This window comes from Streptosporangium sp. NPDC002544, from assembly GCF_040295965.1.
Classification (GTDB): domain Bacteria; phylum Actinomycetota; class Actinomycetes; order Streptosporangiales; family Streptosporangiaceae; genus Streptosporangium.
On sequence record NZ_JBEOWJ010000052.1, the window covers coordinates 30,275 to 49,489 of the forward strand.

A 19,215-nucleotide genomic window follows, 5' to 3' on the forward strand; every position below is an offset into this window, starting at 1 on the left:
AGGGGAGGAGACACCGGCGTGTCCGCGATTCACCTCGCCCGCCCGTGTACCGGGCCCGGCGAAACCAGCGAAACCTCGCATCCGGCGGTCCCGGTACACGGGCGGGCGAGGGTGGGGGGCGAATCCGAAACCGGCCGCCCGGGGCAGCCGCCGCCGGGTGAGCCCGGCTTGGAGCCGAAGGTCGGCTGCGGCACAATACCCGCCATGAACACCCCTCCGGCGTCCCCCACTCCCGGCAGCGTGCTGGAGGCCGTGCTCGAACGCATCACCTACGCCAACGAGGAGAGCGGCTACACCATCGCCAGGGTGGCCGTCGATCGCTCCAGCGACCTGCTGACCGTGGTCGGGCCGCTGCTGGGAGCCCAGCCCGGCGAGTCACTGCGGCTGACCGGGCGCTGGACCTCCCACCCCAAGTACGGCAAGCAGTTCGAGGTGTGGTCCTACGCCACCGTGCTGCCCGCCACCGTGCAGGGCATCCGGCGCTACCTGGGCTCCGGGCTGATCAAGGGCATCGGGCCGAGGATGGCCGAGCGGATCGTCGAGCACTTCGGCGTCGAGACCCTGCAGGTCATCGAGACCACCCCCGAGCGGCTGGTCGAGGTCCCCGGCCTCGGCCCCAAGCGGACCAAGATGATCGGTGTCGCCTGGGAGGAACAGAAGATCATCAAAGAGGTGATGATCTTCCTGCAGGGGGTCGGCGTGTCCACCTCGATCGCGGTCCGGATCTTCAAGCAGTACGGCGACAACTCCATCACCGTCGTCAGGAGCGAGCCCTACCGGCTGGCCGACGACGTGTGGGGCATCGGTTTCAAGACCGCCGACACCATCGCCCAAGCCGTGGGCATCCCCCACGACAGTCCCGAGCGCGTCAAGGCGGGCCTGCGCTACACCCTTTCCCAGGCCGCCGACGACGGCCACTGCTACCTTCCTGCGCCCAACCTCGTCGCCGACGCGGTGAAGATCCTGGAGGTCGCCGCCGAGCTGACCACGCGCTGCCTGCAGGAGCTCATCGCCGAAGAAGGCGTGGTCGCCGAGGAGATCCCGGTCGGCGACGGCACCGTCCCCGCGGTCTACCTGGTGCCCTTCCACCGCGCCGAGCTGTCCCTGGCGGGCGCCCTGCGCACCCTGCTGACCTGCGAGCACGACCGGCTGGGGGTCTTCGGCTCCGTCGACTGGGACGTCGCGCTCAAATGGCTGCGCACCCAGACCGGCGCCGACCTCGCCGAAGAACAGGCCCACTCGGTGCGGCTGGCGCTGACGCAGAAGGTCGCGGTGCTGACCGGAGGCCCGGGCTGCGGCAAGAGCTTCACCGTGCGCTCCATCGTCACCCTGGCCCGGGCCAAGAAGGCCAAGGTGATCCTGGCCGCGCCCACCGGCAGGGCGGCCAAGCGCCTGGCGGAGCTGACCGGCCACGAGGCCACCACCGTGCACCGGCTGCTGCAGCTACGCCCCGGCGGGGATGCCACCTTCGATCGTGACAACCCCCTGGACGCCGACCTGGTCGTGGTCGACGAGGCCTCGATGCTGGACCTGCTGCTGGCCAACAAGCTGGTCAAGGCCATCGCCCCGGGCACGCACCTGCTTTTCGTGGGCGACGTCGACCAGCTGCCCTCGGTCGGCGCCGGCGAGGTGCTGCGCGATCTGCTGGCCGCCGAGAAGGAGATCCCCCGGGTACGGCTGACCCACATCTTCCGCCAGGCCCAGGAGTCCGGCGTCGTCGTCAACGCCCACCGGGTCAACACCGGCCTGCACCCGGCCCTGGAGGGCATGAGCGACTTCTTCCTGTTCCCGTGCGAGGAACCCGAGGAGATCGCGGCGCTGACCGTGGACGTGGTCACCAACCGCATCCCGCGCAGGTTCGGCCTCAACCCACGCCGCGACGTGCAGGTGCTGGCCCCGATGCACCGGGGCGCGGCCGGGGCGGGCAACCTCAACCACGTGCTGCAGGAGGCGCTGACCCCCTCGCGTGAGGGCATGCCCGAGCGCCGCTACGGCGGGCGGGTCTTCCGGGTCGGCGACAAGGTCACCCAGCTGCGCAACAACTACGAAAAGGGCGCCGCCGGGGTGTTCAACGGCACCGTGGGCCTGGTCGTCGACATCAAGCCCGACGAGCACAAGCTGACCGTGCTGACCGACGAGGACGAGAACGTCGAGTACGCCTTCGACGAACTGGACGAGCTGGCCCACGCCTACGCGGTGTCGATCCACCGCTCCCAGGGCAGCGAGTACCCGGCGGTGGTGATCCCGCTGGCCACCAGCGCGTGGATGATGCTCCAGCGCAACCTGATCTACACCGCGATCACCCGGGCCAAGAAGCTCGTCGTCATCGTCGGCTCCCGCCGCGCGCTGGCCCAGGCGGTGCGCACCCGCGGCGCCGGGCGCCGCCACACCAGCCTCACCCACCGCCTGCGCCGGTCCTAGGGGGCGGTTTCCGCCAGGCCGGTGACGCCCAGCAAGCGGGCCAGGGCCTCCTGCCCGGCGGCGGTGACGGCCAGGGCGCGTCCCGAGCCGATCCGGCTGACCCAGCCGCGCTCCAGCGCGGTCGCGCAGAGCACGGCCCCGGCGGTGCCGGCCAGGTGGTGGCGGCGCTCGGTCCAGTCCAGGCAGGGCCGGGCCAGCAGGCGGCGCCCGCCGACCGGCAGGCAGACCCCCAGCTCGGTGGCGAACCATGACAGCCCGGCGTCGCTGAGCGCGAAACCGGCGTCCTGGCGCAGCAGACGGCGCGCGACGAGCGCGTCGGTGATCATCACTCCGAGCCGCCCGGCCAGGTGGTCGTAGCAGGTGCGGGCGGCCGCCAGCGCCCGGGTGGCGCTCGCGGCGCGCAGCGTGGCCGGCCGCGCACCGGCATCGGCGCCGGCGTGGGCGGCCAGGTCCTCGATGAGCTGGGCCACGCCCGGCCCGGCCAGGCGCACGTACCGGTGGCGTCCCTGCCGCTCCTCGGTCAGCAACCCGCCGCCGATGAGCTGCGACAGGTGCTCGCTGGCGGTCGAGGCCGCCACGCCGGCGTGGGCGGCCAGCTCTCCGGCGCTCCAGGCGCGCCCGTCCAGCAGCGCCAGGCAGAACCTGGCGCGCGTGCCGTCGGCGAGCAGGGCGGCCAGCACGGCGAGCGGGACCGGGGGAGTGAGAGTCATGTGCCCATCATCGGCCCGGGACGCTTCGGCGCCGGCCGAATCCTCCCTCTTTCCGGCTCCGGGCCCCGCCGTGGCCAGGCCGCCCACACCTGACTCCCGGTCAGGATTTTTCCTACTTTAGGAAGAGACCGAAACGTTACCAAACCGGTCGCAACCATGCGCAGTCACCATGCATCTCCTATTAGTGTTTTTAAGGGCAGTTTGCTGTAGTGGGGGAGAGAAATTGTGCTGACCGTGGAACGCCACAGGACGCCACTGGCCGCTCTGGCCCTGGCGACCGCGGCGGTGCTGGCCACCGCCTGCTCTACCGGGGCGGACACGAAGGCTCCCGTAGCCGGGCCGGGCGCCGAGGCGCCCAGCACCCCGGCCGCGCCGGAGATAAGGATCAGCCCCGCCGAGGGCAGCAAGACCGTGCGCCCGAACAGGAAGGTCGTCGTCAGCGCCTCCAGCGGCGCGCTGGAGGAGGTCACCGTCGAAACCGGCGGCCAGGTGCTGGAAGGCGACTTCGACGCCGAGCGCACCAAGTGGACCTCCACCACCCCCATGATTCCCGCCAGCGACTACACCGTCTCGGCGCGCGCGGTGGACGGCACGACCGCCAGCAGTTCCTTTCGGACGCTCAAGCCCGAGCGTGAACTCGAGGTCGCGGACGTGACCCCGGCGATCAAGGGGGAGAAGGTCGGCGTGGGGGCGCCGATCATCGTCACCTTCAACCAGCAGATCGCCAACAAGGCCGGGGTGGAAAAGGCGCTGAAGGTCACCTCGGAGAAACCCTCCCAGGGAGCCTGGCGCTGGATCAACGACACGACCGTGATCTACCGCACCGCGAAATTCTGGCAGCCCCACCAGAAGGTGACCTTCACCGCCCGCCTCAAGGGCGTCCAGGGCGGCAAGGACATGTACGGCGTCAAGGACATGACCAAGGTCATCCACATCGGCGCGGCCCAGATCGCCACGGTCGACACCCGCAAGCACAAGATGATCGTCAAGCGTGACGGCAAGGTCGTGCAGACCATGCTGATCAGCGCGGGCAACGCCAGCACCCGCGAGTACACCACCACCAGCGGCGTCCACCTGGCGATGGGCAAGGCCAACCCCGAACGCATGATCTCCCCCGGCCGCAAGAAGGGCGACCCCGGCTACTACGACCTGATGATCAACCACGCGGTCCGCTTCTCCAACAGCGGCGAGTACGTGCACGCGCTGAACAACGTCTGGGCCCAGGGACGCCGAAACGTCAGCCACGGCTGCATCAACTCCCGCCCCGACCAGGCCAAGTGGTACTACGACCAGGTCCAGCGCGGCGACGTGATCACCATCACGGGCACCGACCGCGAGATGGAGTGGAACAACGGCTGGGGCTTTTGGCAGATGCCGTACACGCAGTGGAAGAAGGGCAGCGCCCTGGCCTGACCCCGCACCGGCGCCGCCGGCGCCACCGCGTACCCCGGATACGACGGTGGCGCCGGCGACGAGCGGGTACTGCGAGTGAGCAGCTTCCCCGACCTGCTCGATCACTTCTGATCCCGCACCGGGAAGGCTAGAGCAAGGTGAGCTGGGCCTGGCGCGGCAGCGCCAGCGGCAGGGGCTGCTCGGGCCGCACCGGACCCATGCCGTAACGGGCGGCCAGGTGCAGGACCTGGTCGGTGACGCGGCGCACGTAGCCGGCCTCGGCATCGGCACTTCTGGCGTACAGCTCGCCGTAGCGGGGGGCCAGCGCCGGATGGTGCTCACCCAGCCAGGCCAGATACCACTCACGGGCACCCGGAGGCAGGCGCAGCACGTGCGGGACCAGGCTGACGGCCCCGGCGTCGGCGACCCGGCGCACGGTGGCCGCGAGCTGGTCGGGGGAGTCGGTCAGCAGCGGCAGGATCGGCGCCATCGCCACCCCGCACGCCACCCCCCGCTCGTTCAGCTCGGCCACCAGCTCCAGGCGCTTTTGCGCGCTGTGGGCGCCGGGCTCCACACTGCGGCGGATCCGGTCGTCGACGAAGGCGATCGAGACGACCACCCCCGCCCCCGGAGTGGCGGCCAGCAGCTCGGCGTCGCGCAGGATCAGCCGGCTCTTGGTGTGCACGGTGAACGGCGCCCCGGCCTCGCGCAACGCGGTGACCAGGCCGGGCATCAGCCGGTAGATGTCCTCGGCACCCTGGTAGCAGTCACCGCCCACCCCCACCGTGACATGCTCGCCGTCCCAGCGCGAGGCCAGCTCCGCGCGCGACCGCCGCACGATGTTGGTACGCACCACGATCCGCGAATCGAAGTCACCACCGGCGTCCAGCCCCAGATAGCGATGCCCCCGGCGCACCGAGCAGTAGCGGCAGGCCTGGGCGCACCCCCGGTACGGGCTGATGCTCCATCCCTCGGGCGTGCGCTCCAGCGCGGTGCGCGCCTGCACCTCGTAGCAGGTCAGCGCCCCGTGCACCCTGACCAGCGCGGAGCGCTCGATCCGCGGCCTGGCATCGGGCGGCACGGCGAGCAGGGAAGGCGCGTCCCATCGCATACGGCTCAGTGGAACACGCTTTCGACACCGCTCGCAAGTGGACTCCGGACGCGGCGCGGGCACCGCCGACCGGATGAAATGATACGTTCGTACAGATTTTGGGGGAGTGGTCATGGCGTGGTTGATCCTGGCTGGGGCGATCATCGCCGAGATCGTGGCGACCACCGCCCTCAAACTGAGCGACGGCTTCGCCCACAAAGGCTGGGCCGCCCTGGTCGTCGCCGGCTACGCCACCGCCTTCATCCTGCTGGCCCAGGCGCTGAAACTGCAACTGGAGGTCGGCACCGCCTACGCGGTCTGGGCCGGAGCCGGCACCGCGGCCATCGCCGCGATCGGCGTACTGTTCCTCGGCGAGACGATCAGCCTGGCCAAGATCGCGGGCATCGCCCTGATCATCGGCGGAGTCGTGGTACTCAACCTGGCCGGCAGCCCCCACTGACACCCGGCCGGAAATAACGCCTCGCCCGCCGCGGAGCACCTGGCCTACCCTGGCCCGGTGCTGAAACCCACCTACCCCATCCGGACCGACCGCCTGATCCTGCGCCCCTACACCCCGGCCGATCTCGACGCCCTGCACGCCATCCAGTCACTGCCGCAGGTGACCCGCTACCTGTACTGGGAACCGCGCAGCCGGGAGCAGACCGGCGAGGCACTGCAAACCAAGATCACCCAAACGGAGCTGCTCGAGGAGGGACAGATCCTGACACTGGCGGTGGAACTGGCCGCCACCGGCGAGCTGATCGGCGACGGCATGCTGATCTGGCACAGCCTCACCCACCGCAGCGGGGAGATCGGCTACGTCTTCCACCCCGCCCACCACGGCAAGGGGTACGCCACCGAGACGGGCCTGGCCCTGCTGGAACTGGGATTCGACGGCCTTGACCTGAACCGGATCATCGGACGCCTGGACGCCCGCAACGAGGCCTCGGCCCGCGTGCTGGAGAAACTGGGCATGCGCCGCGAGGCACACCTGGTCGACAACGAGATGGTCAAGGGCGAATGGACCAGCGAGCTCGACTACGCGATCCTGCGGCGGGAGTGGCGCGCCCGGCGGTGACGCCCCCCGCCTCCAGTTGAAGAACGCCCGCCCGCAGGGCACCATGTCTGCGATGACCATCCTGCATCTGGCCCTGGCCGCCGACTGGGACGCCGCCCTGCGGGCGGGGGAGTACCGCGTCTCCACCCTCGGCCGCACCCTGGACGAAGAGGGCTTCATCCACGCCTGCGCGAGCCACGAACAGCTACGCGGCGTGGTGGAGCGCTTCTACCGCGACGTCACCACCCCCCTGGTACTGCTCAGCGTCGACCCGAGCGGACTGGACGTGCGCATGGAGGTGCCCGCCGACTCACCCGAGGCCTTCCCGCACATCTACGGGCCGCTACCGGTCACCGCGGTGACCTCCGTCCTGCCGTTCGCCCCGCACCATCCGCACGACGCCGACCAGGCCGACGCACCTCGAACGGAGCCGTAACAGCAGTAAGCTGCGCGCCATGACCGACGTACCCGGACCGACGATCCGCACTCTCGACTCGACGGTCGTCTACACCAACCCCTGGATGAGCGTGCGCGAGGACCGCATCGAACGCCCCGACGGCTCCCACGGCATCTACGGCGTGGTGGACCAGATCGACTTCGCCCTCGTCCTGCCCATGGAGAACGACGGCTTCCACCTCGTGGAGGAGTACCGCTACCCGGTGGGGCGGCGCACCTGGAACTTCCCCCAGGGCGGGGTCAAGGACAGCCCCTCGCCCCTGGTCACGGCGCACACCGAACTGGCCCAGGAGACCGGCCTGCGAGCCGCCTCGATGACCCACCTGGGCCGCCTGGACAACGCCCACGGCACGACGGGCCAGCACTTCGACGTCTTCCTGGCCACCGACCTGACCGCGGGCACCCCCGACCGCGAGCACACCGAGCAGGACATGCGCCAGGAGTGGGTATCACGGACGGAACTGGAGCAGATGATCCTGCGCGGCTCGATCACCGACAGCGGCTCGATCGCCGCCTACACCATGTTCCTGCTGCGCGGGGCGGCCTGACAGCCCGGCGAGAGCCGGCGGGGCCGTCGCCGATCGGCCGCACGACGCCTCGACCGCCGCGGGGACGCCGCACCCGAAGAGCAGCCGCGATCCGCTCGTTTCCGGCGCGCACACGATGACCTTGTGACGATACGCTCGACTCATGTCGAACCCGATCGTCATCCTCCTTCTGACGGCGGTCGTCGTGGCGGCGGTCATCGCCTTGATCGTCCTTACGGTGCGGGCGGCACAGCACCCCAGAAACACCCTGGTCGGTGGTGGGGTCGGCCCCGAACTCGTGGAACGGGTCCTGGAGCTGAAAGCCACCGGCCAGATCGACCAGGCCGTCTTCCTGGTCCGGGGCGAGACCGGGATGAGCCACCGCGCCGCCACCCGTTTCGTCAGGAAGCTCACCCCGCCCCCTCCGCACTGACCTTCTTGGGCCGGGTGCGGGAGTGCTCCAGCGCGGTGGCGGTCATTTCGGGATATGCGCTTCCTGAAAGGGGGAAGTGATCCCGGCGTACGGCCGGCGGGCCGGGATTCGTGAGGCGTCATAGCGAATCACTTTTCGAATCACTTTTCGAAGGAAGAGCGTTGAAGGGCCGCCAGGGCTGGACGATCACCCCCTGATCTCGTCGCCGGATTCTGCAGTGGCCCCCAGCCGGGAGCGGAGAAAGTTCACGATGATCGCCATGACCTGCGTGCTGGTCCAGATTCGGGCAGTGGCCGACAGCGCGCCGTGGCCGGCGCCCTGCAGCACATACCGGGTGCTGTCCACGCCGCCACGGCGCAGGGCCTGGTGCAGGCGGGCGGTTTGCGCAGGAGCCACGATGCGGTCGTCGTCGCCGTGCAACAGCAGAAACGGCGGCGTCTCGGATGTGATGTGGCCGGCCGGGTCGGCGTTGATCACTTCGGCGGGGTGGTCGACCAGGTCCCGGCCTGGTCCGAGCAGGTAGGCGGGCAGCGCTGCGCCCGACATGGTGTAGGCGGCCACCGTGGCAGGGTCGAAGCCATCGGCCACGGTAGCCAGGTGGGAGGCACCGAACACGTCAACCACCGCGTCGACTCCCGCGCCGGTCACCGCCGCAACGCCACCGCCGGGGTCGGTTGCGGCTATGGCGGCCAGGTAGCCGCCCGCAGATTCGCCCCACAGCGCGGTCCGGGCGGGGGCGATCCCGTACCGGCCGGCGTGCACGCGCAGGAAGCTCAGCGCCGCGGCGACGTCGGCCAGCCCGTCGCGGTAGGTGGCGCCGTCACTGACGGTGCGGTAGTCGATACTGGCCACCACGAACCCTGCCTGGGCGACGTAGCGGCGCTGACGGGCGGCCATCGCGCGCCGGGCGGTGACGAAACCACCTCCGGGCAGATACAGGACCAGCGGGTGCGGGCCGGGCGCCTGCGGGACCAGGATGTCCATGCGCAGCCTGCGCGCCGAAGCGGCGTAGACGATCCCTCGATACGCGCGGGCGCTGCGGCCGGGCTTGATCTGGTCGGCCGACCTCACGTGCAGCCGGATGCTGTCGGGGTCGTCATCTGGGGCGGCCACGCTGGACGGGCGGATCGGGCGGCCGCTCAGTGCGGCCAGTGCCATGATCAGGCGCATGGTGTTCATGCGAAGCTCCTTTCGGGCAGAGGCCGCCAGGGGCGTGCTGCCAGTAGGGACAAGACGGCCAGCACCAGTGCGGCCGACATGATCAACGCCATCGCGCGCAGCGTGGTACCGCTCAGCGGGGCGGCCAGGGCGCCGAACAGGTAGGCGGCGCCGCCGGACAGCGCGGATGCGGCGCCGGCGCGGGCGTGGCCGATGGTCTGGGTGATGGTGGTGACGGCGGGAAAGACCCCGCCGATGCCGAACAGCATGACGGCCAGGCACAGCCAGGTGCCGGCCAGGGTGGGCGCCAGCGCGGCCTGGATCGCCAGCGCGAGCGCGCCGAGTGTGCCGATGGCCAGGTAGCCCGACAGCAGTGCGGGCAGCGCCACCCGCCGGGCGGTCAGGCCGAAACTCGCGCTGGCGATGAGCATGGCGGCGGCGTTGACGGCGAACACCAGCCCGTACTGGACGGCGCTCAGCCCGAAGCCGTTCTGGAAGACGTAGCTGGAGGCACCGATGTAGACGAACATCGCCGCGGCGGCCAAGCCGAGGGTCAGGGTGTATCCGGTGAAGGCGCGCTGACGCAACAGCGCCGCCATGGAGGCGAACGCCGGCCGGAGGCCGCCGGGTGATCGCCGGGCGGGCGGCAGGGACTCCGGCACGCCCAGCCAGGTCGCCGCCAGCATCACCAGCCCGAAGGCGGTCAGCGCCCAGAACACCGCGCGCCAGCCAGAGGCGGTCACGATCATGCCGCCCAGCAGCGGGCCGAGGACCGGCGCCACTCCCAGGATCATTGCCAGGATGGAGAAGTAGAACGGCAGCCGCGGCCCGGCGAAGCGGTCGGTCAGCACGGCGCGGGCCAGCACCAGCCCGGCCGCCCCCGCGCAGCCCTGCAGGAAACGGCCGGCCACCAGCAGCGGCACCGTCGGCATCAGCGCGCAACAGGCCGACAGCAGCGCGAAGGCGGCGGTGCCGGCCACCAGCAGCCGGCGCCGGCCCAGCCCGTCGCTGAGTGGCCCGATCACCAACTGGCCGGCGACCAGTCCGATCAGGAAGGCGCTCATCGACAGTTGCACCGACGACTCGCCCGCGACCAGTTCTCGGCCGAGGTCGGGAAAACCGGGCACGTACATGTCGATGGCCAGGGGCGCCACCGCGGTGAGCAGGCTCAAGATGGCCAGCAGGACAGGACGCCGAAGCGCCGTGGTGTCTATCACGACATCAAAGGTAACCTGGTAATCAACCAGTTAACAATTGTCGAGGTGAGAATGGCATGAGCCGGAGTACCGATCGCGTCCATGAGCTGTGGGCCGCGGCCCGTCCCGATCTCGACACCTCCCCGATGGAGGTGGTCGGCCCGCTTAAACGCGTCATCGCCCTGCTGGGCGAGGCGCTGGACCCGCTCTATGTCGACGCCGCGCTCACCGGCGCGGAACTCGATGTGTGCCTGCGGCTGCGGCATGACCCCAGCCCGACCATCGCGCGTCATCTGGCCGACCGGATGCGCCACTCGCGTGCAGCGATCAGCAAGACGCTGACCCGGCTGGAAAGTCGCGGCCTGGTCGTGAGAGAACCCAGCCCGACCGATCGGCGTGCCGCGTTGGTGCGGCTGACGCCCGCGGGCGAAGCGGCCGTCGATGCGATCTTCCCCCGGCAATTGGCCCGGGAGGCCGAGTTGCTGGAGGGGTTGGGCGCGGATCGCGAACGCGTGATCGAGGCGCTCAACCTGCTGGCCGATGTCCTGAGCAGGCGCATGTGAGCCGCCCGAGCGCGTTGCGGATGTCGCAAGGTGTGCCGGTCTCAGCCATCGGCGGCGTGTTCGCAGCCAAGACGACGAGGAGGGCCAGGCGGCCATGCCGGCACTCCATCCAGCCGGCGGGGGCGACGGCTTCGTCGCGCTTGGGCGAGGTCCTCGCCCGGTCGGCACGTGCGCCGGCAGATCGGTGGCCGGCCTGGAGCTCACCGCACTGGCCCGACCGGCACAAAAAGGGAGCGCTCCCACGGAAAACACCTCCCACGGGGACCCGCCCCCGAACTGTTAGCGCAAACACTCGGATACGCTTGGAGTAACTTCGACAAGGCGGACAGGGTGACCCAGCAGGTATCCGGACAGACGTTCTCCGAGCGGCCCAGAGCCGCCGTCATGGAAGACGTCGCCGCGCGCGCGGGCGTCTCGGCCATGACCGTCTCCCGCGTTCTCAACACCCCGGAGAAGGTGCGCCCCGACACCCGCGCCCGCGTCCTGGACGCGGTACGCGAACTCGGCTACCGCCCCAACTTCGCCGCCCGCTCGCTGGTCACCGGCCGCTCGGGCGCCCTGGGGGTCGTCAGCTTCGACACCACCCTGTACGGCCCGGCCTCCACCCTGCACGGCATCGAACAGGCCGCCCGCACCCACGACTACCTCGTCACCATCGTCAACGTCACCACCCTCAACCGCCGCTCCATCGCCGAGGCCGTCAACCGGCTGCGCTTCCAGTCCGTCGACGGCGTCGTCATCGTCGCCCCCCACGAATCGGCCGCCGACGGCCTGCACCACCTGCCACCCGACCTGCCCGCCGTCGTGGTCGGCGCCCGTGAAAGCCTCCCCGTCCCCGTCGCCGCCGTCGACCAGGCGGCCGGAGCCATGCGAGCGACCAGACACCTGCTCAGCCTCGGCCACAACACCGTCTGGCACCTGTCAGGCCCCGAGGACTGGATCGACGCCAGCGCCCGCGTCGAGGGCTGGCGCTCGGTCCTGACCGCCGAAGGCCGCCAAATCCCCGACCCCCTGCGCGGCGACTGGAGCGCACGCTCCGGCTTCGAGGCGGGCAGGCAACTGGCCCGCGACCCCGAGGTCACGGCCATCTTCGCCGCCAACGACCACATGGCCACCGGCGTGCTGCGAGCACTACGCGAAGCCGGCCGCCGAGTGCCCGAGGACGTCAGCGTGGTCGGCTTCGACGACGTCCCCGAGGCCCCCTACCTGTGGCCGCCACTGAGCACCGTGCGACAGAACTTCACCGAGGTCGGCCGCCTGGCCTTCCGGCTGCTGCTGGAACGTATCGACGGCCGTACCGCCACCCCGCACCGCATGATCGAACCCGAACTCGTCGTCCGCGAGAGCACCGGCGCCCGGCCGACCCCCAGGTGAGAGGCCCCCTCAGACCTACCGGGCCATCGAGAAACCCGGCCAGGTCATCGGACAGCCGGGCCATACCTGCCGTGTTTCGTGTGGTAGCCGGCGTCGACGTGTGCCGGCCCGATCAGGAACGAGACGGCACCGACATCCCCCGATGACCGTCAACGACGATTCATCACCCTCAACAACAGCGTGCAGATGCCCGCCCTGGGCTCGACATCCAGTTTCCCGGGCTGCGCACGCCCTGGACGTGGCGTGCCACCGGATGCGTACCGACGTACGGCGACCGGCGCACTTGAGGGAACTCCTGCGTGCGTGGCGAAGCAGGTGGCAAAACCGATCAGGAATCGAGAAGCGTGGCAGTCAGAGCCGCAATTAGCCTGACCGACATGGAAATCACGATTCACTCCGCCTTTCTCCCGCACACCGACCCGGATGCGTCCCTCGCTTTCTACCGCGACACCCTCGGCTTCGAGGTCCGCAACGACATCGGGTACGACGGGATGCGCTGGATCACGGTCGGCCCCGCCAACCAGCCCGGTATGTCCATCGTCCTGGAGCCGCCGGCCGCGGATCCCGGCATCACCGACAACGAACGCATCACCATCGAGGAGATGATGGCCAAGGGCACCTACGCCGGTCTTCTGCTGGCCACCACCGATCTCGACAGCACGTTTCAGCGAGTGGAGGCCAGCGGCGCCGAAGTCATCCAGGAGCCGATCAAGCAGGCCTACGGAGTTCGCGACTGCGCCTTCCGCGACCCCGCCGGCAACATGATCCGCATCCAGGAACTGCGCTGAGCCCCCGACCCTCCCGGTCCCCACACGAGATCGACCGCGCGCGCAGCATCACCGGATGCTCTATGCCCAAGGAGTCAAACATGGTCCTCAAGCCCGACGTCATCACTCTCGGAGCGCCCGAGGTACACGCCGCGCGCAGGTTTTACGCCACCGCGCTCTCAGCCACCATCGCCGACGACGGTGACTCAGTGAACCTCGACATGCACGGGACCGGGCAACTCGAACTGTCCACAACCGAAAGGCTCGCCGCGGACGCAGGCACGAGACCGGCGACATCGGGATTCCGCGGCTACATGCTGACCTACACCGTCAACCAGCCCACCGAGGTCAAGACCCTGATGGATGCCGCCGTCCACAGCGGAGCAGAGGTTCTCAAGCCCGCGAAGAAGGCCCTCTTCGGTTCGTTCTCTGGAGTGTTCCGGGCACCGGACGGCGCCATCTGGAAGCTGGCGGCGGCCACTAATAAGGACACCGGCCCCGCGGCAGAAACCCCGCTGCCGACCGAGACCACAGTCATCCTCGGCGTTTCTGCGCCGAAGGCATCCAAGGCCTTCTATGAAGCCCTGGGCATGACGGTCGACCGGGACTACGGCAACAAGTACATCGACTTCCACCCGGCCAACACAGCGGCCAGGCTCTGCCTGATGGAACGCGGGGTCCTCGCAAGGGATGCGGGCACCACCAAAGACGGCGACGGCTTCCAATCGATGGTCTTCACCCACACAGCCGAGTCCCGTGAAGAAGTCGACGCCCTCCTGACGGCTGCGGCCGCTGCCGGCGGCCGGATCACAGTCACCGCTGCAGAAACAACCGGGGGCGGATATTCCGGCCACTTCACCGACCCGGACGGCTTCCAGTGGAAAGTGACGCACTGAGTCCCACGAGTCGTACACCATCGCTCTGGCTGAGCGCGTCCACACCATTGTCACCTCAGCCGCCCCAGACCTTTGACGGCGCGGCGCAAGCGGTCGGTCCGGGTCATCGGACCGGCCTGGCCGACCAGCGGGGGAGCGACCACCGGCCGCCCGGCATCGGAGGTACCCGGGAGCCGGTAGGGGAGCATCGGACCGTCCTTTCCCACCTACGCCACGACCGTCGTGAACGGTTACTCAGTGGCCAACCGGGCATCCGATCGGCAGACTTCGTCCATGAAGTCCCAGCTCAATGACATGCCGGGCCATGACTGGCTCGGTACCCCGATCGATGCCCGCCCCCTCTTCGCTCCCGAGCACGCAGCATTGATGGCCACGCTGCGTGGCCTGGTGCCCGCCGACTGGGGCAAGGAGGCGGTGCCGGACTGGACCGTGCGCGATCTCGCCGCGCACCTCCTCGGCGACTTCTACGGACGCCTTGCCCGGGACCGCGACGGGCACCGGGAAGGGCCCGGTTTCGCACCGGGCGAGACACTGGAGGCGTTCATCCACCGCATCAACCAGGAGTGGGTGGAGGCCATGGCCCGGGTGAGCCCGGCCGCGCTCACCGAGACCCTGGACCTGGTCGGCGGGCAGGTCGCCCGGTTCTTCGAGACCACGGACCCCGACGCCCCGTCGCTGGGCGTGTCGTGGGCGGGCGTCGATCCGGCACCGATGTGGCTCGATGCCGCCCGGGACTTCACCGAGTTCTGGACCCACCGCCAGCAGATCCGCCACGCCGCAGGCCAGGACACCGACCCCGATCCGCGATTCCTGTCCGTGGCCCTGGACACCTTCATGCGGGCCCTGCCCCACACCCTGCGCGACACCGCCGCGCCCACCGGCACCCAGGCCCAGGTGATCGTCGACGGCCCGGCCGGCGGCACCTGGACCGTCACCGCCACCGAGGACCGCTGGTCCCTTGCGCCCCTGGCCGAGCAGCCCGCCGGCCGCCCCGTCGCTGTTGTCCGTTTGGACACGGAGACCGCCTGGCGCTTGTGTACGCGTGGTATCCAGCCGAGCGCCGCCCTCGTCCGCGCCCGGATCGAGGGCGACCGCGAACTGGCCGCAGCCGTCTGCCGGATCGTGTCGATCATCCACTGACGGCCCCGGCGCGCCCACCGGCACCCAGGCCCAGGTGATCGTCACCGCCCTCGTCGTCAGCCCGACCACCGCCGCCGCGTTCACCGCCAGCGCGAGCTCGAGGTCGTCGCGAACGACGAGGACCAGCTTCGTGACCAAGGGCATGGTGGACCTTCCGTCCGCGCCGACGACAGCCGGCGAGGAGTCGCCACTGCCGCCATGCTGTGCCGGCTTGCGGAAGACATGAGGGGTGCGCTCACCGATGACCGCCATGTCCTGTGGAGTCGTTCCGATGACGGCGTCTCCGACCTGGCCGTACAAGGCTCACGTGTACCTGGTGACATGCTCCTTAACGACAGACCGTAATCTGACGTAGCTGCGGCAGCCGCCACCGGATCTACGTCATTTGACGCAATCGAGCCCCCTTCGTGCCCGTCTACCGTTCCGGACATCTCCCCAATCGAGCCCGAGCCTGGAATCTCGGGCAAAGGAGGCAGTGCAGTGAACGCAGATTCGGACGTGAAGAACATCGTGCTGGTGCACGGCGGATTCGTCGACGGCTCCGGCTGGCAGGGGGTCTACGACCACCTGACCGCCGACGGCTACCGAGTCGCCGTGGTGCAGAACCCGACGCTGTCGCTGGCCGGGGACGTGGCCGCGACCCACCAGGTCCTCGACGGCCTGGACGGCCCGGCCGTCCTGGTCGGGCACTCCTACGGCGGCGTCGTCATCACCGAGGCCGGCAACCACCCCAACGTCGTCGCGCTCGCCTACATCGCGGCGTTCGCCCCCGACAAGGGCGAGTCGGTCAGCTCGTTGATCGCCGACCCGCCGCCCGGCGCGCCGGTCCCACCGATCCTGCCTCCCAAAGACGGGTTCCTGTTCCTCGACCGTGACAAGTTCGCCGCGTCATTCGCCGCCGACCTGCCCGCGGCGCAGGCCGCGTTCATGGCCGACTCGCAGGTACCGTGGGGCGTCGACGCGCTCGGCGGCGCGGTGTCCGAACCGGCCTGGCGGACCAAGCCGTCGTGGTACCTGGTCGCCACCGACGACCGCATGATCCCCCCACCCGCGCAACGCGCCATGTCGGAGCGGACCGGCTCAACGGTCACCGAGACCCCGGGAAGCCACGCCGTCTACGTGTCCAACCCCGCCGCCGTGGCCGCCGTCATCGCCCAGGCCGCCACTTCCGGCCAGTAGACGTCCACGCCGGACAGGCTGGACGGATACGGCAAGACGAAGGAAGGTCGGGGGATGGACTGGTTCGACGCACGCCACGACCAGGTGGCGAACCTGGTCGGCCGCGAACCGGAGATCCATCGACTGCACCTGTTCGTCAGCCGGATCGCCGGGGGCGCGGGGGAGGCGTTGCTGCTGGCGGGTGACCCGGGCGTCGGAAAGACGTCCCTGCTGGACCATGCCGCCGCTCTCGCGACCGGTTCGGGGATGCGGGTGCTGCGGGCGACCGGTTCGCAGTTCGAGGCGGACATCTCCTACGCCGCTCTCCACCAACTCCTCCACCCGCGCCTTGGCGAGGTGCCCCGGCTGAGCCCTCTGCTGGCCGGGGCGCTGAACGTGGCGCTGGGCCTGGGCGAAGGACAGCCGCCCGCACAGCTCCTGGTCGCCAGCGCGGTCCTGGCGCTGCTGCAGGCGGCAGCCGAGAAGCAGCCGCTGCTGCTCGTGGTCGACGACCTGCCGTGGCTGGACCGCGCCAGCGCGCTCGTGCTCGGCATGGTGGCCCGCCGCCTGAACGGCCTGCCGGTCGGCATGGTCGCGGCCTGCCGCAGCGGCGAACCCAGCTTCTTCGACCTGAGCAGCCTGGCAGTCGTGTACGTGGACCCCCTGTCGGAGGAAGCGGCGACCGAGCTGCTGACCGGCCGCTATCCCGTGATGACCCCGCGCGTGCGGCGGCGGCTGCTGGACACGGCCCGGGGCAACCCGCTCGCCCTACTGGAGCTGCCCATCTCCCTCGGCGACCTGAGCACCACGGTCGCCGGGGCGCTGCCCGCGGCGCTGCCGCTCACGCACCGGCTGCAGAGCGTCTTCGCCTCCCGGGTCCGTGCGCTGCCCGCACCGTTCGTCGAACTGCTACTGCTCGCCGCGTTGGACGGTACGGGAGACCTGCGGCTCGTCCGGGCCATCGACACCGACCGCGGCGGCGGGGCACTGCACGCGGCCGAACGGTCCGGCCTGGTGCGCGCGGACGAGTCCGGTGAACGGCTGACCTTCCGCCACCCGCTCATCCAGTCGGCGATCGTGGACCTGTCGACCAGCGAGCAACGCCGCCGCGCCCACGCCGAACTCGCCGCCCGCCTCGCCGACCGCCCCGAACGGCACGCCTGGCACCTGGCCGAAGCCACTGAGGAACCCGACGAGAAGGTCGCCGCCCTGCTGAAGGAGGTCGCCATCACCAACCTGCGCCGCGGCGACTCCGTCGGCGCCGTCGCCCAACTGCTGCGCGCCGCCCAGCTCAGCCCGCCTGGCAAGGGCCGCAGCGGACGGCTGGCCGAAGCCGCCTACCTGGGCTCCCTGGTCACCGGCGACCTGCGCGACGCACCCCGCCTGCTGGAGCAGGCCCGCCTCGCCGACCCCGGCCCCGGCGACCTGCTGTCGGTTGCGGGCGCCCGCGCCTTCCACCTCCTACACGGTGACGGCGACATCGACACCGCCCACCGGCTGCTGGTCACCGCCATCCAGGACCAAGACGCTGCGCGCGACGCGAGCGACATCGTCGTCATCGAAGTGCTGTACACGCTGCTCATGGTGTGCTTCTTCGGCGGCCGGGCCGACCTGTGGCCGCCGCTGCATGACGCCATCGACCGCCTCAGACCGCACCCACCCGGACTCCTGGTGATCTTGTCCCACGCGTTCGGGGATCCGGCCCGCCTGACCCCGGACATGCTGGCCCGCGCCGACGCGGCCGTCGCGAGCATCAGCGACGAGGCCAGCTCGGCCCGCATCATCCGCACCAGCATCGCGGTGGCCTATCTCGACCGACTCTCCCCGTGCCGCGACGTCCTGCAACGCGTCATCCAACACGGCCGTGAAGGCGGCGCGGTCAGTTCGGCGATCGAGGCGCTGTTCCTGCTCGGCCAGGACGCCTTCCACACCGGCCGATGGGACGAGGCCCAGCGGCTGGTCGAGGAGGGCCTGCGGTTGTGCGAGGCCCACGGCTACGACCTGCTGACCTGGCCGGGCCGCCTCACCGGCGCCCTGCTGGCCGCGGCACGCGGCGACGTCCGGAAGGCGGCCAGCATCGCCCGCGACATGGACGCCTGGGCCGCGCCCCGCCGCGCCGGGATCATCGGCGCCTACGCCTGCCACATCCGCGCCCTGGCCGCCCTCGGCCAGGGCGACTTCGAGACGGCCTTCCACAACGCGGCCGCCGTCAGCCCGCCCGGCACCCTCGCGTCCTACACGCCGCACGCCTTGTGGGTGTTCCACGACCTCATCGAGGCCGCTGTCCACACCGACCGGAGCGCGGAGGCCGCGGCCCACGTCGCCGCCGCCCGCGACCGCCGTCTCGACCGGCTCTCCCCGCGCCTGCGCCTGGTGGTCCTGGCCGCCGCGGCCATCACCGCCCCACAGGCCGACACCGCCGACCTGGAACGGGCGATCGCCGAACCCGGCAACGACCGCTGGCCGTTCGACCTGGCCCGCATCCAGCTCACCTACGGCGCCCACCTGCGCCGAGCCAAGCGCACCGGCGAGGCCCGCCGGCACCTGGCCGACGCGTCCCAGACGTTCCACCGCCTGGGCGCCGTCCCCTGGGCGGAGCGGGCCGACCGGGAATTACGCGCCACCGGCATCAGCCATTCGATCACCGCGACGGGTCTGGCCTCCCTGACCCCGCAGCAACTCCAGATCGCCCAGCTCGCGGCGGCCGGCCACACCAACAAGGAGATCGCCGCCCGCCTGTTCCTGTCCCCGCGGACGGTCTCCACCCACCTCTACCAGGTGTTCCCCAAGCTCGGCATCACCTCCCGCGCAGCCCTGCGCGATGCCCTCGCCGCCCCGGCCGACTCCGAGTGACATCGAAACTCGGCCTCTTCGGGG

18 protein-coding genes are annotated in these 19,215 nt (G+C 70.5%); 14 read left to right on the plus strand and 4 right to left on the minus strand.

What is annotated here, in order from left to right; genetic code table 11:
- Window positions 1-204 precede the first annotated feature (204 nt).
- Window positions 205-2,421, plus strand: a complete 2,217-nt coding sequence (gene recD2, locus ABT061_RS44960; protein WP_350929819.1) for an SF1B family DNA helicase RecD2 — start codon at window positions 205-207, stop codon at window positions 2,419-2,421.
- Here the strand turns inward: recD2 and ABT061_RS44965 are convergent.
- Window positions 2,418-3,131 carry an ArsR/SmtB family transcription factor gene (locus ABT061_RS44965; RefSeq protein WP_350929820.1) on the minus strand — a complete coding sequence of 238 codons (714 nt, stop codon included), beginning with the start codon at window positions 3,129-3,131 and terminating at the stop codon, window positions 2,418-2,420. The two genes, recD2 and ABT061_RS44965, sit on opposite strands and share 4 nt — an antisense overlap.
- A 234-nt stretch (window positions 3,132-3,365) precedes the next feature.
- Between ABT061_RS44965 and ABT061_RS44970 the strand changes: the two genes are divergently transcribed.
- Window positions 3,366-4,544: a L,D-transpeptidase gene (locus ABT061_RS44970; protein ID WP_350929821.1), complete on the plus strand. Its 1,179-nt coding sequence runs from the start codon at window positions 3,366-3,368 to the stop codon at window positions 4,542-4,544.
- A 127-nt stretch (window positions 4,545-4,671) separates the two neighbouring features.
- Here ABT061_RS44970 and ABT061_RS44975 read toward each other — a convergent pair whose 3' ends face one another.
- Entirely contained in the window at window positions 4,672-5,634 is a 963-nt protein-coding gene (locus ABT061_RS44975) for a radical SAM protein (RefSeq protein WP_350929822.1), read from the minus strand.
- A 112-nt stretch (window positions 5,635-5,746) separates the two neighbouring features.
- On the opposite strand from ABT061_RS44975, the gene ABT061_RS44980 reads away from it, so the two are divergent.
- The 5 genes from ABT061_RS44980 (at window position 5,747) to ABT061_RS45000 (ending at window position 8,086) form a co-directional block, all read left to right on the plus strand.
- A complete protein-coding gene (locus tag ABT061_RS44980; RefSeq protein ID WP_350929823.1) occupies window positions 5,747-6,073 on the plus strand; it encodes a DMT family transporter in 327 nt (108 codons plus the stop codon).
- Window positions 6,074-6,130: 57 nt separating this feature from the next.
- Window positions 6,131-6,691 carry a GNAT family N-acetyltransferase gene (locus ABT061_RS44985; protein WP_350929824.1) on the plus strand — a complete coding sequence of 187 codons (561 nt, stop codon included), beginning with the start codon at window positions 6,131-6,133 and terminating at the stop codon, window positions 6,689-6,691.
- A 52-nt stretch (window positions 6,692-6,743) separates the two neighbouring features.
- Window positions 6,744-7,106 (plus strand): DUF952 domain-containing protein, encoded by a 363-nt coding sequence (locus tag ABT061_RS44990; protein ID WP_350929825.1) that lies wholly within the window; start codon window positions 6,744-6,746, stop codon window positions 7,104-7,106.
- A 19-nt stretch (window positions 7,107-7,125) separates the two neighbouring features.
- Window positions 7,126-7,674 (plus strand): NUDIX domain-containing protein, encoded by a 549-nt coding sequence (locus tag ABT061_RS44995; RefSeq protein WP_350929826.1) that lies wholly within the window; start codon window positions 7,126-7,128, stop codon window positions 7,672-7,674.
- Between the two features lie 142 nt (window positions 7,675-7,816).
- Entirely contained in the window at window positions 7,817-8,086 is a 270-nt protein-coding gene (locus ABT061_RS45000; protein WP_350929827.1) for a hypothetical protein, read from the plus strand.
- A gap of 186 nt (window positions 8,087-8,272) precedes the next feature.
- Here ABT061_RS45000 and ABT061_RS45005 read toward each other — a convergent pair whose 3' ends face one another.
- Window positions 8,273-9,265: a prolyl oligopeptidase family serine peptidase gene (locus tag ABT061_RS45005; protein ID WP_350929828.1), complete on the minus strand. Its 993-nt coding sequence runs from the start codon at window positions 9,263-9,265 to the stop codon at window positions 8,273-8,275.
- Window positions 9,262-10,461 (minus strand): Bcr/CflA family efflux MFS transporter, encoded by a 1,200-nt coding sequence (locus tag ABT061_RS45010; RefSeq protein WP_350929829.1) that lies wholly within the window; start codon window positions 10,459-10,461, stop codon window positions 9,262-9,264. Before ABT061_RS45010 ends, ABT061_RS45005 begins: the two co-directional genes overlap by 4 nt.
- Window positions 10,462-10,517: 56 nt before the next feature.
- Here ABT061_RS45010 and ABT061_RS45015 point away from each other — a divergent pair, with 56 nt between their 5' ends.
- The 7 genes from ABT061_RS45015 (at window position 10,518) to ABT061_RS45045 (ending at window position 19,191) form a co-directional block, all read left to right on the plus strand.
- Window positions 10,518-11,003 carry a MarR family winged helix-turn-helix transcriptional regulator gene (locus ABT061_RS45015; RefSeq protein ID WP_350929830.1) on the plus strand — a complete coding sequence of 162 codons (486 nt, stop codon included), beginning with the start codon at window positions 10,518-10,520 and terminating at the stop codon, window positions 11,001-11,003.
- Window positions 11,004-11,333: 330 nt separating this feature from the next.
- The gene (locus ABT061_RS45020) at window positions 11,334-12,377 is read left to right on the plus strand and encodes a LacI family DNA-binding transcriptional regulator (protein ID WP_350929831.1); all 1,044 of its coding nucleotides are present in this window, start codon (window positions 11,334-11,336) and stop codon (window positions 12,375-12,377) included.
- A gap of 377 nt (window positions 12,378-12,754) precedes the next feature.
- Window positions 12,755-13,165 carry a VOC family protein gene (locus ABT061_RS45025; RefSeq protein WP_350929832.1) on the plus strand — a complete coding sequence of 137 codons (411 nt, stop codon included), beginning with the start codon at window positions 12,755-12,757 and terminating at the stop codon, window positions 13,163-13,165.
- A gap of 80 nt (window positions 13,166-13,245) precedes the next feature.
- Window positions 13,246-14,040, plus strand: a complete 795-nt coding sequence (locus ABT061_RS45030) for a VOC family protein (protein WP_350929833.1) — start codon at window positions 13,246-13,248, stop codon at window positions 14,038-14,040.
- Window positions 14,041-14,313: 273 nt separating this feature from the next.
- Entirely contained in the window at window positions 14,314-15,180 is an 867-nt protein-coding gene (locus tag ABT061_RS45035) for a maleylpyruvate isomerase family mycothiol-dependent enzyme (RefSeq protein WP_350929834.1), read from the plus strand.
- Between the two features lie 480 nt (window positions 15,181-15,660).
- Window positions 15,661-16,359, plus strand: coding sequence for an alpha/beta fold hydrolase (locus ABT061_RS45040; protein ID WP_350929835.1), 699 nt, complete (start codon window positions 15,661-15,663; stop codon window positions 16,357-16,359).
- A gap of 54 nt (window positions 16,360-16,413) precedes the next feature.
- Complete coding sequence (locus tag ABT061_RS45045) at window positions 16,414-19,191, plus strand: ATP-binding protein (RefSeq protein WP_350929836.1); 2,778 nt, start codon at window positions 16,414-16,416, stop codon at window positions 19,189-19,191.
- Window positions 19,192-19,215: the final 24 nt, after the last annotated feature.